The sequence below is a fragment of the Vreelandella halophila genome (assembly GCF_009856365.1).
Lineage (GTDB): Bacteria > Pseudomonadota > Gammaproteobacteria > Pseudomonadales > Oleiphilaceae > Halospina > Halospina utahensis_B.
Window position 1 is genome coordinate 340192 of the sequence record NZ_WMEX01000001.1, and the last position, 15070, is coordinate 355261.

The 15070-nt window shown below is 65.0% G+C and carries 17 protein-coding genes; 12 read left to right on the plus strand and 5 right to left on the minus strand.

Going from position 1 to position 15070, the window contains the following annotated elements:
* Positions 1 to 44: 44 nt before the first annotated feature.
* The 5 genes from hflK (at position 45) to GLW01_RS01465 (ending at position 5033) form a co-directional block, all read left to right on the plus strand.
* The gene (gene hflK / locus GLW01_RS01445; protein WP_160897895.1) at positions 45 to 1274 is read left to right on the plus strand and encodes an FtsH protease activity modulator HflK; all 1230 of its coding nucleotides are present in this window, start codon (positions 45 to 47) and stop codon (positions 1272 to 1274) included.
* A gap of 2 nt (positions 1275 to 1276) precedes the next feature.
* On the plus strand, positions 1277 to 2152 hold the full coding sequence (gene hflC / locus GLW01_RS01450) for a protease modulator HflC (protein WP_160897896.1): 876 nt from the start codon (positions 1277 to 1279) through the stop codon (positions 2150 to 2152).
* 106 nt (positions 2153 to 2258) lie between these two features.
* Positions 2259 to 2444, plus strand: a complete 186-nt coding sequence (locus GLW01_RS01455; protein ID WP_151441084.1) for a DUF2065 domain-containing protein — start codon at positions 2259 to 2261, stop codon at positions 2442 to 2444.
* Between the two features lie 60 nt (positions 2445 to 2504).
* Entirely contained in the window at positions 2505 to 3683 is a 1179-nt protein-coding gene (locus GLW01_RS01460; protein WP_160897897.1) for an ATP phosphoribosyltransferase regulatory subunit, read from the plus strand.
* A 54-nt stretch (positions 3684 to 3737) separates the two neighbouring features.
* Complete coding sequence (locus GLW01_RS01465) at positions 3738 to 5033, plus strand: adenylosuccinate synthase (protein ID WP_151441086.1); 1296 nt, start codon at positions 3738 to 3740, stop codon at positions 5031 to 5033.
* Positions 5034 to 5036: 3 nt separating this feature from the next.
* On the opposite strand, the gene cmoB is transcribed toward GLW01_RS01465, so the two are convergent.
* Genes cmoB through GLW01_RS01485 form a run of 4 tightly spaced genes read right to left on the minus strand, consistent with a single transcriptional unit; the run spans position 5037 to position 8280 of the window.
* Positions 5037 to 6035: a tRNA 5-methoxyuridine(34)/uridine 5-oxyacetic acid(34) synthase CmoB gene (gene cmoB, locus GLW01_RS01470; RefSeq protein ID WP_160897898.1), complete on the minus strand. Its 999-nt coding sequence runs from the start codon at positions 6033 to 6035 to the stop codon at positions 5037 to 5039.
* Positions 6032 to 6799 carry a carboxy-S-adenosyl-L-methionine synthase CmoA gene (gene cmoA, locus GLW01_RS01475; protein WP_160897899.1) on the minus strand — a complete coding sequence of 256 codons (768 nt, stop codon included), beginning with the start codon at positions 6797 to 6799 and terminating at the stop codon, positions 6032 to 6034. The genes cmoB and cmoA overlap by 4 nt, the downstream gene beginning before the upstream one ends.
* A gap of 29 nt (positions 6800 to 6828) precedes the next feature.
* Positions 6829 to 7824, minus strand: coding sequence for a serine/threonine protein kinase (locus GLW01_RS01480; RefSeq protein WP_151441089.1), 996 nt, complete (start codon positions 7822 to 7824; stop codon positions 6829 to 6831).
* A gap of 3 nt (positions 7825 to 7827) precedes the next feature.
* On the minus strand, positions 7828 to 8280 hold the full coding sequence (locus GLW01_RS01485) for a hypothetical protein (protein ID WP_151441090.1): 453 nt from the start codon (positions 8278 to 8280) through the stop codon (positions 7828 to 7830).
* A gap of 81 nt (positions 8281 to 8361) precedes the next feature.
* Here GLW01_RS01485 and GLW01_RS01490 point away from each other — a divergent pair, with 81 nt between their 5' ends.
* The gene (locus tag GLW01_RS01490; RefSeq protein WP_160897900.1) at positions 8362 to 9462 is read left to right on the plus strand and encodes an NAD(P)/FAD-dependent oxidoreductase; all 1101 of its coding nucleotides are present in this window, start codon (positions 8362 to 8364) and stop codon (positions 9460 to 9462) included.
* A gap of 3 nt (positions 9463 to 9465) precedes the next feature.
* Here GLW01_RS01490 and GLW01_RS01495 read toward each other — a convergent pair whose 3' ends face one another.
* Positions 9466 to 10161: a ComF family protein gene (locus GLW01_RS01495; protein ID WP_160897901.1), complete on the minus strand. Its 696-nt coding sequence runs from the start codon at positions 10159 to 10161 to the stop codon at positions 9466 to 9468.
* A 107-nt stretch (positions 10162 to 10268) separates the two neighbouring features.
* On the opposite strand from GLW01_RS01495, the gene bioB reads away from it, so the two are divergent.
* The 6 genes from bioB (at position 10269) to GLW01_RS01525 (ending at position 15063) form a co-directional block, all read left to right on the plus strand.
* Positions 10269 to 11324 (plus strand): biotin synthase BioB, encoded by a 1056-nt coding sequence (bioB, locus tag GLW01_RS01500; RefSeq protein ID WP_160897902.1) that lies wholly within the window; start codon positions 10269 to 10271, stop codon positions 11322 to 11324.
* Positions 11317 to 12480, plus strand: coding sequence for an 8-amino-7-oxononanoate synthase (gene bioF, locus GLW01_RS01505; protein WP_160897903.1), 1164 nt, complete (start codon positions 11317 to 11319; stop codon positions 12478 to 12480). Before bioB ends, bioF begins: the two co-directional genes overlap by 8 nt.
* Positions 12477 to 13190, plus strand: coding sequence for a hypothetical protein (locus tag GLW01_RS01510; RefSeq protein ID WP_160897904.1), 714 nt, complete (start codon positions 12477 to 12479; stop codon positions 13188 to 13190). The genes bioF and GLW01_RS01510 overlap by 4 nt, the downstream gene beginning before the upstream one ends.
* Positions 13187 to 13990 carry a malonyl-ACP O-methyltransferase BioC gene (bioC, locus tag GLW01_RS01515; RefSeq protein ID WP_160897905.1) on the plus strand — a complete coding sequence of 268 codons (804 nt, stop codon included), beginning with the start codon at positions 13187 to 13189 and terminating at the stop codon, positions 13988 to 13990. Before GLW01_RS01510 ends, bioC begins: the two co-directional genes overlap by 4 nt.
* A 21-nt stretch (positions 13991 to 14011) precedes the next feature.
* A complete protein-coding gene (gene bioD, locus GLW01_RS01520) occupies positions 14012 to 14713 on the plus strand; it encodes a dethiobiotin synthase (protein ID WP_160897906.1) in 702 nt (233 codons plus the stop codon).
* Positions 14714 to 14793: 80 nt separating this feature from the next.
* A complete protein-coding gene (locus GLW01_RS01525; protein ID WP_160897907.1) occupies positions 14794 to 15063 on the plus strand; it encodes a flagellar biosynthesis protein FlgE in 270 nt (89 codons plus the stop codon).
* The last annotated feature ends 7 nt before the right edge of the window (positions 15064 to 15070 follow it).

Here is a 15070-nt window from a genome sequence, read left to right on the forward strand (position 1 = left end):
CAGACCCGGGCCGCTGCAGCGTATAACCTCAGACGGAGAACACTATGGCCTGGAACGAACCGGGTGGTAACCGCAACAACGACCGCGACCCCTGGAGCTCGGGCAATCGCGGCGGCAACGATCAGGGGCCGCCGGACCTCGATGAGGCCCTGAAAAAGGGCCTCGACAAGCTGAACCGGCTTTTCGGCAACAAGGGCGGTTCCGGTGGCAGTGGCGGCTCGGGCAGCAGTGGTGGCCAAGGCGGTGGCGGCTTTGGCCTGATCCTCGCCGTGGTCGGTCTGCTGGTTTTCGGCTTTCTGGCCTGGCAGTCGGTCTACATCGTGGACGAGCGGGAAAACGGCGTTGTCCTGCGCTTCGGTGAGTACCACAAAACCACCATGCCAGGTCTGAATTTCAAGATTCCGCTGCTGGACGATGTCCGCATGGTCACAGTGACCGATGTGCGCTCCTTCAGGTCCACGGGGCACATGCTTACCGAGGATGAGAACATCGTCAGTGTGAACCTGAGCGTCCAGTACCGGGTCGAGGAGCCGAAGAACTTTGTGCTCAATGTGCGCAGTCCCAGCACGACCCTGCAATACGCGACGGACAGCGCCCTGCGCCACGAAGTGGGTAGTTCAACCCTGCATGGGGTGCTTACGGAGCGCCGTGCGGAACTGGGGCAGCTGGTTGAGAAGCGCCTGCAGCGTTTTCTGAATACCTATACGGTGGGCATGCAGATCCTGCGAGTGAACGTCGAGAGTACCCAGCCCCCGGAGCCGGTGCAGGAAGCCTTCCGTGATGTGCAGCGTGCCCGTGAGGACATGCAGCGCTTCGTTGATCAGGCGGAACAGTATCGTAACCGAGTGGTCCCGGAGGCGCGGGGTCAGGCAGAGCGTATCCGCGAGGAAGCGAAGGCCTATCGAGACAAGGTGGTGGAAGCCGCCCAGGGTGAGACAGCCCGCTTCCTGGATGTGCTCGGCGTCTATGAGCAGGCTCCGGAGATTACAGCCCGCCGGCTCTATATCGATACCATGCAGCAGGTTCTCACCGGGACCAGCAAGGTGGTTGTCGACATTGAGAAGGGCAACAACCTGATGATGCTGCCGCTGGATCAGATGATGAAGGGCGGCGCCAGGGCCATGGCGGATGATGCTCCGGGCGGGAGTAGCTCCGGCGATACACAGCATCAGGGTATTGGCTCCACCAATGACCGCATTGACCGGATCAGCGATCAGGTGATCGATCGCATCCGTGATCAGCAGAACAGTAATTCCGGCCGGGAGAGGCGTTAAGCATGAACACTAAGGGTATACTGGCGATCATAGCCGGTGTCGTGGTTCTTTACCTCGTGTCGGCGACCGTCTACATCGTGCCGGAAACCCATCGCGGCGTCGTTCTGCGGTTTGGTGAACTCGTCAAGACAGGTGTGGAGCCCGGACTGCATTTCAAGCTTCCCTGGGTCGAGACGGCAGAGGAGTTCGATACGCGGATTCTGACACTCAATATCGAAACCCAGCGGTATCTGACCATTGAGAAAAAACCACTGGATGTGGATTCCTACGTGACCTGGCAGATCATCGATGTGGCCGACTTCTACCGGGCCACCGGTGGCAGTGAGATGCGGGCGGAAGGGCTTCTTGCCTCCCGGATTGAAAACGGCCTCCGGGATGAGTTCGGGGTGCGTAACATGACGGAGGTTGTTTCTGGTGCCCGTGATGAGCTGATGGAGAAGATTCAGGGCAACGTGGATGAATTCACGCGCAAGGAATTCGGCATCCGCGTTCAGGATATCCGGATCAAGGGGATTGAGCTCCCGGATGAAGTCAGTGAAACGGTGTATCAGCGCATGCGCACTGAGCGCCAGGCCGAGGCGCAGGAATACCGCTCCCGTGGGCGCGAACAGGCCGAGGGCGTGCGCGCTGCGGCGGACCGTAAGGTGACGGTGCTGCTGGCCGAGGCGAACCGTGAAGCCCAGGAAACCCGTGGTGAGGGTGACGGCAAGGCCGCGACCATTTACGCGGAGGCCTACGGGCAGGACCAGGAGTTTTATGAGCTCTATCGCACGCTTGAGGCTTACCGCAGCACCTTCAACAGTCGCCAGGACGTGTTCCTGATGGATTCCCAGAGCGACTTCATGAACATGCTGGACGGACCCATGGGCGGGCAGTAACACCTGCAGCCCCAGTGAACCGGAGCTTCGGCTCCGGTTTTTTTATGGGCGCGATGGGCGTAGAATCCCGGCTCTGTAACAAACCCGAACGGTGCCTGGTATTGCCATGTGGCAGGATCTGCTGACAGCTCTGGCGCTGGTGCTCATCATTGAGGGCGTCATGCCGTTTCTGTGTCCGCAGCGCTGGCAGCGGATGGTGGAAGTTCTGGCACAGATGGCGCCCTCAAGTATGCGGTGGGCGGGGTTTGCGAGCATGCTGGTGGGGGTGACCCTGCTCTATGTTGTTCGCTAGGTTCCCCCGGAACCGCTTGAAACGTTCCTGCTCAGTCAATCAATCACGGATTCAAGCGTCATGAGTACGTCTGATCGATGGTTGCTGCCCGATGGGGTGGCCGATGTCCTGCCGCCCCAGGCCCAGAAGGTCGAGGCCCTGCGCCGCGAGCTGATGGATACCTATCGGCGCTGGGGCTATGAACTCATCATCCCCCCGATGATCGAATACCTGCAGTCGCTTCTGACCGGTACCGGCAATGATCTGGATCTGCAGACGTTCAAGCTGACGGATCAGCTGACCGGTCGGATGATGGGCGTGCGCGCCGACATGACCCCGCAGGCGGCGCGGATGGACGCGCACAGCCTGCGCCGCCCGGGTGTCACGCGCCTGTGTTATGCCGGCCATGTTCTGCATGCCCGCCCGAGCAGCATGCTGGCCAGTCGTACCCCGCTGCAGGTCGGGTGCGAGCTTTTCGGCAGCCGCAGCAGTGGCGCCGACCAGGAAATCATCGATCTGATGCTGGAGACCCTGACTGCGGCTGGCGTTGAAACGGTTCACCTGGACATCGCCCATGTGGGCATTTTCCAGTGCCTGGCGGAAGAGGCGGCCCTGGGGGGCGATCTGGAGCAGCGGGTCTTTGATGCCCTGCGCCGGCGCTCCATCCCGGAGCTGGACGAGCTTCTGGGCACTGCCGAAGCCGGCTCCGCCCGCGCCATGCTGCGGGAGCTGGGCCGGCTCAGTGGTGGCGAAGGGGTGCCGGATGCCGCTCGGCAACGGCTGGCGGGAGCGCCTGCGCCCGTGCTCGAGGCCATTGACCAGCTGGAGCAGACCGCCGCCCGGGTGCGTGAGCGTCACCCCGGCGTGGCCATCGGGTTCGATTTCAGCGAACTGCGCGGCTACAACTATCACACCGGCCTGGTGTTCGCCGCCTACACACCGGGGCAGGAGGAAGCGCTCGCCCAGGGCGGTCGATACGATGCCGTGGGCGAGGATTTCGGTCGCGCCCGCCCGGCCACCGGCTTCAGTGCCGACCTGAACCGGCTTCTGGAAGCGGGCCGGCGAACCTTCGGTGCCGGCGGGGGCGCCATCCTGGCCCCGGCTGGAACGGACGCGGCGCTGCGCCGGCGCATCAGCGAGCTGCGCCAGAGTGACACGGTCATCCAGCAGCTGGACGACGAGGCCGATGACCGGCTGCCGCCCGGCTGTGACCGCCAGCTTGTCCTGAAGGACGGTGACTGGAAAGTGGAGCCGCTGTAGCCGCAGCGGCGTGAACGTCAATCATGAGTTTGTGAACGGATCAGCGAGCCATTCATGGGTAAGAACGTCGTAGTGCTGGGCACCCAGTGGGGTGACGAAGGCAAGGGCAAGATCGTGGATCTGCTCACCGAGCAGGTATCCGCCGTTGCGCGGTTCCAGGGCGGACACAACGCCGGCCATACACTGGTGATCGATGGTGAGACCACCGCGCTTCACCTGATTCCCTCCGGGATTCTGCGCAAGCACATCACCTGCATGATCGGCAACGGTGTGGTGCTGGCACTCCAGGCCCTGCTTGAGGAGATCCGCAAGCTGGAGGCGCGCGGCGTGGATGTGCGTTCACGGCTGCGGGTCAGCGAGGCCTGCCCGCTGATCCTGCCCACCCATGAGCGCCTTGATCAGGCCCGTGAGCGTGCCCGAGGCAAGGACTGCATTGGTACCACCGGGCGTGGTATCGGCCCTGCCTATGAGGACAAGGTATCCCGGCAGGGCCTGCGCTTCGGTGACCTTGCGGATCCGGAAGCCTTCGAAAGGGGCCTGCGCCACCTGATGGGCTACCACAACTTCGTACTCACCGAGTACTACGGCGAGGAGCCGGTGGATGTGGAAGCCACCCTGGCGGATTTTCGCGCCTACGCCGAAGAGCTGCTGCCCATGGCGGCGGATGTTACGGACATGCTGCATGATCTGCGCAAGCGCGGTGAGCACATCCTGTTCGAAGGGGCCCAGGGGGCGCTGCTGGACATTGATCACGGCACCTACCCATTCGTCACCTCGTCGAACACCACTGCCGGTGGCGCGGCAACGGGCACCGGTTTCGGGCCCCAGTACATGGACTATATCCTGGGGATCACCAAGGCCTACACCACCCGTGTTGGTTCCGGTCCCTTCCCGACGGAGCTGTTCGACACCTGCGGTGAGCACCTGGCGCGCCAGGGGCACGAGTTCGGCACCACAACCGGGCGCGCCCGGCGCTGTGGCTGGTTTGACGCGGTAGCGCTGCGCCATGCCATCCAGGTGAACAGTGTCTCCGGCATCTGCCTGACCAAGCTGGATGTTCTGGACGGCCTGGACGAGGTGAAGGTCTGTGTGGGTTACATCACCCGTGAAGGACGCGTAACCCGGCCGCCGATCCGCGGCGCCCAGTACGAAGCCATTGAGCCGGTGTATGAGACGCTTCCCGGCTGGTCGGAAAGCACTTCGGGCATCACGGCCCTGGATCAGCTTCCCGAGAATGCGCGCAATTACATCCGCTTCCTCGAAGAGCAGATCGAGGCGCCCATCGACGTCATCTCCACAGGGCCGGACCGGATCGAGACCGTTACCCTGCGCCACCCCTTCAACGCCTGAATCTCAGGCCGGCTTGCGGGCCACCAGGGTGGCCCGACGGGGCGCCGGATAGCCTTCAATGGTCCGGTGCTCGTCCTCCGGATCCAGGAAATCGGGCAGTGACTGGAACTGCATCCAGTCCGTGGCGCGCTGTTCGTCCGTGGTGGTGCGCGTTACATCCACACACTCAATCTCCCGGTAACCGGCACGCTGCAGCCAGCGCTTCAGGGTGGGGACGCTGGGAATGAACCAGACGTTGCGCATGCGCGCGTAGCGGTCTTCCGGCATCAGCGTCTCGCCCATTTCGCCCTCAATCACCAGTGTCTCCAGTACCAGCTCGCCGCCGGGCTTGAGCGTGCCCTTGAGTTCGATCAGGTGGTCGATGGGCGAGCGCCGGTGATAGAGCACCCCCAGTGACAGGGTGGTATCGAACAGCTGGAGCTGGTGGGGCAGGTCCTCCAGCCGCTGTGGCAGCAGGTGGGCATGTGGATCACCCAGGTAGGTACGCACCGCCTGGAACTGCATCAGGAACAGCATGCCGGGGTCGATGCCGACCACCCTCTGGGCCCCGGCTCCCAGGATGCGCCAGCAGTGGTAGCCGGAACCGCACCCAACATCCAGTACGGTACGGCCGCGCAGGTCACTCAGACCGGGCCGGACCCGTTCCCACTTCCAGTCGGATCGCCACTCGGTGTCGATATGGGTCCCGAAGAAATCGAAGGGCCCCTTGCGCCAGGGCATCAGGCCCCGCAGCCCCTGTTCAAGCTGCTCCCGTTGGGCCTCCGTCAGGGGCTCGGGTGTTGTGAGCGTGACCGTCGGTTGATCGAGGTCCGCTTCGGCGCTGGGGATCCGGGGAAGCTGATTGAGCGCCGCCATCCAGCGCGGCAGGTCGCCGTGCGGGTGGGTCTCGAAGACGCTGGTCAGGCGCTGTTGCAGTTGCTCGTGCCACTCTGTTCGGCCGCTGTCGTGCAGCCAGTCCAGCAGGTTGGCGTATTCGCTGCGCCAGTCAAAGTCCGTGCTCATGCCGTCGCCTCCGGCGCAATGGCGAGGATGGAGACAAAGTTCAGCGACTGGTGCCAGAGCGTGACCTGCTCAAAGCCGGCCGCTTCCAGCCGCTGGCGGTGCGTCGCTATGGACTCGGGGATCAGCACTTCTTCCAGCGCGTTGCGTTTGCGGCTGATCTCCATCTCGGAATAGCCCTGGGCACGCTTGAAGTCCAGGTGCAGCTCCTCCAGCAGTGACTGCTCGGCGGCATCCGCGAACGCCACCTTCTCCGAAAGCACCAGGGCGCCGCCCGGTGTCAGGGCCTGGCAGAGGCGCGCCAGAAGCGCGTCCCGGTCCTCCGGGGGCAGGAACTGGAGGGTGAAGTTCAGGGCCACCACGCTGGCGGGCTGGTAGTCGATGTCGCGGATGTCGGCGCACTGGAGAGCCACCGGCAGCTGGCCGTCGTCCAGGGCAATGTAATGGCGGCAGCGCTCGACCATGGAGGCAGCGTTGTCGACAGCCACAATGCGGGCGCCATGGACTTTCACGCTGTGGCGCATGGCCAGGCTCACGGCCCCCAGTGAGCACCCCAGATCATAGAGCGCCGTGTCCGGCCGTGCGAAGCGCGCGGCGATCACCCCGATCATGGGCACAATGGTGGTGTAGCCGGGCACAGAGCGCCGGATCATGTCCGGAAAGACGCGTGCGACTGCCTCGTCAAACCGGAACGGGTCATCGGAGGCGCTGGCGCCGGCATACACGGCATCAGTTTCGGTATCGAAGCGACCGGTTGGATCATTCATGGTGCGGTTTCCGTTGTTCGTGGGCGCTGTCAGGGCCCGGGAGGCCGGACCGGTGGCTGCTGCAGGCTGGCGAGCTGTTCGCGCAGCATCAGAATATGGTCGGACCAGAATCGTGCCTGGCCGAACCAGGGGAAGTGCATGGGGAAGGTGGGGTCGTCCCACCGCCAGGCCAGCCAGGCGGCCTGGTTGATCAGTCGCATGGTGCGAAGAGGCTCAATGAGGTGGCATTCCGCCGGGTTGAACTGGTTGAACTGCTCGTAGCCCTCGATGAGCTCTCCCAGCTGCCAGCGCTGCTCCTCGGCGTCGCCACTGAGCATCAGCCAGATGTCCTGGACAGCCGGGCCCTGACGGGCGTCGTCAAAGTCCACGAACAGCAGCCGTTCCTCGCGCATCAGGATGTTGCCCATATGGCAATCCCCGTGCAGCCGCTGGATCGTCACCTCGCCGGCGCGCTCCTGGCAGGCGCGGATGGCATCGAGCAGGTCCGGGATCAGGCTGCGGTAGGCCGCCACCAGATCGTCCGGCACAAATCCGGCATCCAGGACATAGCGCTGCCCCTCATCAATCACCCGGACCGGGTCAATGGTGGGGCGGTGCTGGAAGTCCCTGCGCGCGCCAACCTGATGGATGCGCCCGAGCCACTGGCCAATGCGGAACAGTGTGTCCGGAAGCGTGATGTCCGGGGCCTGGCCGCCGCGCTGGGGGTAGAGCGCCAGCGTGAAACCGCCGTAGTCCGCCAGGTAGCCGCCGCCGGGCATGGGGAGCGCACCAACCGCCGGGATCTCGGCGGACTCCAGCTCGGCCACAAATCCGTGCTCTTCCTCCAGCTGCGGTCGGGACCAGCGTCCCGGGCGATAGAACTTGGCGATCAGCGGCTTCTGGTCCTCAATCCCGACCTGGTAGACACGGTTCTCATAGGAATTAAGCGGGAAGAGTCGGCCGTTAACCGCGTAGCCACAGGCCTCTACCGCATCGAGAACCAGGTCGGGGGTGAGGTGCTGGTAGGGGTGCGCCATCGTCTCCATGGGTCAGCTGCCTGTCGCGGGGTTGATGGGGGCCGCGTGACCGGGGGTGCGACGGGTCTCCATGTTATTGAGGTAGTACCAGTTCTCGTCCAGCTCCCAGCGTACCCGGCGGATGCTGCCCGAGGCGGTGACGGTCTCACTTGCCCGTGCCTGAAGGCGGGCGTACTCCTGTTCAGCGCGGCGGAATTCGCGGCTGGTTTCCGGTATCCGGCGCAGGTCAGGGAACAGTTCCCGCATGGCCTGGGCGGTGTCCACACGGGGCGAGCGAAGTGTGCTCATGACGGCCGTGTCTCCTTCCACGCGCAGCACGCGGAAAGGATAGGGGTAGTCCGCCAGCGCGGACTGTTCGCGCAGCGTTTCATTGAGTTCCATCACGGTATAGCCGCGCCAGCCCAGCCAGCTTACAAACAGGGCTGCCACGATCATGACCGCAATGAACTGGCGGATGTCCGACATACTTCCCCCGCTGAAATGGCCAGGTCACCAGTATAACCGCTTGGGCGTTTCAATCAGAGTCCCGGCTGGTATCCTTTGCCCATGGATTCAGAACAGGTTGATGCGGTCGTCATTGGTGCGGGGGTTGTGGGGCTGGCCGTGGGGCGGGCCCTGGCCAGGGCCGGACACGAGGTACTGGTGCTTGAGCGCCACGCTCTCCCCGGTGAGGAGGTCTCCTCGCGCAACAGCGAAGTCATCCACGCGGGCATCTACTATCCGCCGGGGTCGCTCAAGGCGGAGCTGTGCCGTGAGGGCCGGGACCGGCTGTACGCTTTCTGCGAGCGTCACGCTGTCGCCCACCGGCGCTGCGGCAAGTGGCTGGTTGCCACCGGTGAGGCTGAAATTCCCGCCCTGGAGCGACTGCGCCGCAATGCCGCGGACAACGACGTGGTACTAGAGTGGCTCAGCACCCGTGAAATCGCCCGGGAGCCGGAGCTTCACGCGGCGGCCGGGCTGGCGTCCCCGATGAGCGGCATTGTGGATTCCCACGCCTTTATGCAGGCTCTGCTCGGGGATATGGAAGCCCATGGCGGCTGGCTGGTGCGCCAGGCGCCGGTGGAGCGGATTGAGACCGTGCAGGGGCGCCACCGCGTCCAGGTGGGCGGCGATGCACCCTGCGAACTCAGCGCCGCCATCGTGGTTAATGCCGGTGGGTTGGGGGCTGTGCCCGTTGCCCGGCGATGGGAAGGGATGCCTGCAGAGGCTGTGCCGCGCCAGTGGTTCGCCAAGGGCCACTACTTCGCCTACAGCGGCCGTCACCCCTTCCAGCGCCTGATCTACCCGTTGCCGGCTGCAGGTGGGCTTGGCGTGCACCTGACCCTTGATATGGCCGGTCAGGCCCGGTTTGGGCCGGACGCGCACTGGGTGGATGCCCTGGAATGGTCCGTGCCGGAATCACTGGCTGCCACTTTTGCCGACGCCGTCCGCCAGTGGTGGCCCGGGCTGGACCCCGCGCGCCTGACGCCCGCCTATGCCGGCATCCGTCCCCGCATTCACGGCCCTGACGACAAACCGGCGGATTTCATGATCCAGGGGCCGAGGGAGCACGGCCTGGCCGGGGCGGTGAATCTGTTCGGTATTGAGTCCCCGGGGCTCACTGCTTCCCTGGCGCTCGCCGACCGTGTGCTCCAGCAGCTGTACTGACGCCTAGGGTGTTCTTGCCAGTGCCCAGACCTCCAGGCGTTGCACTCCCGCCCGGCGCAGGCAGTGCCCCATGGCCTCCGCTGTCGCGCCGGTGGTGACCACGTCCTCGATCAGGGCGACATGCTCCGGAAGGGGCGCGCTGCCGGCAACGAAGAAAGCCTCCCTGAGGTTGCGCCGTCGCTCGGAGCGCGACAGGCTGGCCTGGGCACGATAGCCGCCATGGCGCTGGAGCCGGCTGGGCAGCACCGGTATCCCTGTGGAGCGACCGAGCCAGTCCGCCAGCTCCGCCGTCTGGCTGAAGCCGCGCTCGCGCAACCGTTCCGGATCCATGGGCGCCGGAATCAGGGCCAATGGTCGCGGCTCGGGCATGCCAGCGGCCCGCAGCCAATTGCGGGCCAGAGCGGCGCCCTGGGCGCGTGTGCCGTGGTACTTGTAGTTCTGGATCATGCGGTCCACGGGGCACTCGTAGCGCCAGGGAATGCGGCTCCGGTCCTGGGGTGGGTCGGTGCGCTCGCATTGCCGGCACAGGCTTGCTCCGCGTTCCCCAATGGACAGTGGCAGGGCGCAGCGCCGGCAACAGGGACCTGTTGCCGGAAGGTCAAGAAGGCATGCGTGGCAGAGTCCGCCGCCCTGGTCCGGGCCCAGGCAGATGACGCACCGGCTCAGCCTGGGGCGGGTTGTGTTCACCCTGTTAACCATCAGGGTTGCTCTGGTTGACAGCCGTCTGGCCATCCTTATCATGGTTTCCATTCCGTCTGGACACCTCCGTGTGGCAGACCATTGATCAGCAGGATAAGGACACCAGTATGACCACTTCCGATGCCATCCGTCACGACTGGACCCTGAAGGAGGTCCGTGAACTTCTGGATATGCCGTTCAACGACCTGGTCTTCCGGGCCCAGCAGGCGCACCGCCAGTGGTTTGATCCCAATGAAGTGCAGGTTTCAACCCTGCTCTCCATCAAGACCGGTGCCTGCCCCGAGGACTGCATGTACTGCCCGCAGAGTGGCCATTACAACACCGGTCTCGAAAAAGAGAAGCTGATGCAGGTCGAGAAGGTCCTGGAGCAGGCGAAAGCGGCCAAGGAAACCGGTGCAACCCGCTTCTGCATGGGCGCGGCCTGGCGCAGCCCCACGAAGAAGGATCTGCCGCACGTGCTGGAAATGATCCGTGGCGTGAAGGACATGGGGCTCGAAACCTGCATGACTCTGGGCATGCTCACGGAGGACCAGGCCGGTGAGCTGGCGGAAGCAGGGCTGGATTACTACAACCACAACCTCGACACCTCCGAGCGCTACTACAACCAGATCATCACCACCCGGACCTACCAGGACCGTCTGGATACCCTGGAGAACGTGCGTAATGCGGGCATGAAGGTCTGCTGCGGCGGCATCATGGGGATGGGCGAGGATGAGGATGACCGGGCAGGGCTGCTGCTGCAGCTGGCCAACCTGCCGGATCACCCGGAAAGTGTGCCCATTAACATGCTGATCAAGATTCCGGGTACACCGCTGGAAGACGTCGAGGACCTCGATCCGTTCGAGTTCGTGCGTACCATTGCCGTGGCGCGCATTCTCATGCCGAAGAGCCATGTCCGCCTGTCCGCGGGGCGTGAAGAGATGAACGACCAGATGCAGGCACTGTGCTTCATGGCCGGCGCCAATTCCATTTTCTACGGCGATCAGCTGTTGACCACGGAAAACCCGCAGGCCGAGCAGGACAGGGCGCTGTTCCGGCGCCTTGGCATCGTGCCGGAGCCGCTGGCCACGGACCGTTCGGACGAGGACGAGGTCGACGAGCTGACCCGCCGCATGGAGCAGGAGCGCCAGAGTGCCCTGTTCTACGACGCGGCCAATGCCTGATTACAGCGCCGAGCTCGAAACACTGCGGCAGCAGGGGCTGCTGCGGGATCGCCGGGTTCTGGATTCCGCCCAGGGCCCGGAGATTGTTGTGGATGGCCGCAGCATGCTGGCCTTCTGCAGCAATGACTACCTCGGGCTTGCCAACCACCCCGGTGTGATTGAGGCGCTCACAGACGCAGCCCGTGAACACGGGGTGGGCAGCGGTTCCTCGCATATGGTGAATGGTCACCACCGGCTCCATCAGGAGCTCGAAGAGGCACTGGCGGCACATACCGGCCGGGAAGCGGCGGCGCTGTTCTCCACGGGGTATATGGCCAATCTCGGTGTCACTGCCGCCATGGCCGGGCGCCATGACGTGATCCTGCAGGACCGCCTCAACCACGCCTCACTGCTGGACGGTGCCCGTCTCGCGGGTGCCCGCCTGAAACGCTATACCCACGCCGACACCAGCGCCGCCGCCCGGCTTCTGGAGGCGGAGTCGCGCTGTGCGCTGGTGGCAACGGATGGGGTTTTCAGCATGGACGGCGACCTGGCACCGCTGGACGGTCTGTCCGCGCTGTGCCGGGAGCAGGGTGTGCCCCTGATGGTGGACGACGCCCATGGTCTGGGCGTGCTGGGCAGCAAGGGCGGCGGTATCGCCGAGGTCCGCGGTCTTGACCAGTCCGCAGTGCCCATACTGGTGGGCACACTGGGCAAGGCACTGGGTGTCGGTGGCGCTTTTGTTGCCGGCTCACGTGAATTCGTGGATTACCTGGTGCAGAAAGCGCGCACCTATATCTACACCACCGCCATGCCGCCGGCGATGGCGGCCGCAACCCGGCGCAGCCTGGAACTTTGTCGGGAAGAGGGCTGGCGGCGTGAACGCCTGGCGAAGCTGGTGGCGTGGTTCCGGGATGAGGCAACCGCGCTCGGCTACCGGCTGATGGAGTCCTGGACGCCGATACAGCCCCTGATCTTGGGGCCATCGGACCGTGCCATGGCCCTGAGCGGGGCACTGGCGCGGCGGGATATTCTGGTGCCGGCGATCCGTCCGCCCACGGTTCCCCAGGGTGAAGCGCGTCTGCGCCTGACCTTCAGCGCCAGCCATACGGATGAACATATGGAGCGGCTCCTGGAGGCGCTCAGGGCGGCGCGCAGCGAAACGGGGGCGGCATGACCAGGGCGGTTGTTGTCGGCGGCTGGGGTATCCCGGCGGAGGCGCTGCGGCCACTGCTGCCCGCTGAGGTGGAGCCCGTGCTGCTGGAGCCGGCACGGATGGCGATCGGGCATCAGGATCTGGAATCCGCGCTGGACGCTGTTATGGCCCGTGTTCCCTCGGGAGTGCCCTGGCTGGGCTGGTCCCTGGGCGGACAGGTGGCCATGGCGGCCCGTGAGCGCTTTCCTGGAACGGTGAGCGGTGTGGTGACCCTCTGTTCGACTCCCCGCTTTCTGGAGGGGTCGGACTGGTCCGTGGGTATGGCGGATGCCGACTTCCGTGGTTTCCGGGAGGGTATGCGGGTGGATGTGGAGCAGACGCTCGGTCGTTTCTGCGCCCTGGTCAGCCAGGGCAGCGCATCTCCCCGGCAGGTACGCCGTGAACTCCAGGCCCTGGATTGGCCGGAGCTGACCCTGGACTACCGGCAGGGTCTTTCAGACAGTCTGGAGTGGCTTGCCCGGCTCGATCAACGGGCGCTCTGGCAGCAGGCAGGGGCATGGGCACAGCACCTGTTCTGCGGGCGTGATGCGCTGGTCAGTGGGGCGGTACCGGAAGCACTTGGCCTGGTCGGTGAACGCTGTCATCTGGCGGCTGAATCCTGCCACTGGCCGGCTTCCGCCGCTGGGGCAACGGATTGGATCAGCGGGGCTATGAAGCAGGTGGCACCATGAATGCGCGGCAGTTCAACCAGGTCAGTCGCCAGCGCGTATCCGATGACTTCGGCGCGGCCGCTGAGAGCTATGACGCGGCGGCACGGCTGCAGCAGCGCGTGGCGCTGGATCTGCTGGCCCGCATGGAGGCTCCGAGCGGTGGTGTGGGACTTGATCTGGGCTGCGGTACCGGTTTCAGTCTGCCGGAGCTGGAGCGCGAGCTGGCCCCCGAGGAACTGATCGCCGCCGACCTGTCTCCCGGAATGGTCGATTATGCCCGGGCGCACCGGGGCGTGGATGCGCGCTGGCTCGTGGCTGATGCCGCGAATGTGCCGCTGGCCTCGGGCAGCCTGGATTGGATCCAGTCGAGCCTGATGATCCAGTGGTGCGAGGACACCGGTGCCGTTGCCCGGGAGATGGCAAGACTGCTTAAGCCCGGGGGCGGGGCCCATCTCGCGACCCTGGTGGACGGAACCCTGACCGAACTGGAATCCGCGTGGGCGGAGGCCGATCCCGGCCGTCGCCACGTCAATCGTTTCCTGACCCGGGCGGAGCTGGAGGCGCGGCTGGCCGAGGGCTTTGAGAGGGTGACTGTTGATGTTGAACCGCTGGTACTGTGGTACCCGGATGTCATGGCGCTGCTGGGAGAGCTCAAGACCCTCGGGGCCCGCTACAAGGATGAACACCGCCACCGGGGTGCGCTCGGCCCCGGGCGCCTGAGAGCCATGCGCCGTGCCTATGACCGCCACCGGGATTCCCGGTATGGTGTGCCCGCAACCTGGCAGGTGGCTTTTGCGCACCTGACCGGCCCCAGGCAATAACCGGAACCTTCCATAACGCCCATGCCACGACAATCCTACTTCGTCACAGGTACTGACACGGACTCCGGCAAGACGGTGGTCACGGCTGGCCTGCTGCGCCTGGCAGCCCGCAATGGCCTGCGTACCCTGGCCATGAAGCCCCTGGCTTCCGGCTGTGAGCAGACCCCTGAAGGCCTGCGCAATGCCGATGCCCTGGCGCTGTCACAGGCCATGACCGAGTCCATGCCCTATGAGTCGGTGAACCCGGTGGCGCTGGAACCGGCAATCGCGCCCCACGTAGCGGCCCGGGAAGCCGGGCGCCGGGTCAGTGCCGAGCGCCTGGCGGGGTTTTGTCGGGGTGCCATGATGCGCCCTGCGGACCTGTTCCTGGTTGAAGGCGCCGGTGGCTGGCGTGTGCCGCTCAATGACCATGAAACCTGGGTGGATCTGGTGAGCGATCTCCAGTTTCCCGTCGTCCTGGTTGTCGGATTGCGCCTGGGCGCCATCAACCACGCGCTGCTCAGTGCCGAGCTGATCCAGCGTGACGGCTGCCGCCTGGCGGGGTGGGTGGCCAATCGCTGCACTCCCGAGCCCATGGCGCGGGAAGACGAGACGTTCGAGACGCTCTGCGAGCGCATGCCCGCGCCGTGCATGGGGCGTGTGCCCTGGCTGGCTTCGCGGGATCCCACCGCCATGGTGGAAGAGGCCTCCCGGCACCTTTCGCTGCCCCTGCCTGGAGCGTAAACAGGCCTGCTCCGTCTGTTTGAATTTTGAACACTGCTGTGGTGTAATGTTCATGAACGTTCTGGGCGGGAGGTGTGCCCATGATCAGTAATGCCCTGTCCATTGGTGTGAACGGTGTTCAGGATGCCCAGCGCGGCATGCAGGATGCGGCCAGCCGTATTGCGCGTTCGGGAACCACAGAGGCGCCTGCCCGGGAAGCCGCTGCTCCTGATGGTGCTGGTGCCGTCGAGGACAGCCTGGCGGGCTCCATCGTGGATCTTAAGGTCAACCAGCGGAATGCCGAGGCTTCCATCGAAGTGGTTCGGACAGCGGACGAGATGGTGGGGACGCTGCTCGATGAACGTGCCTGACGCCGGA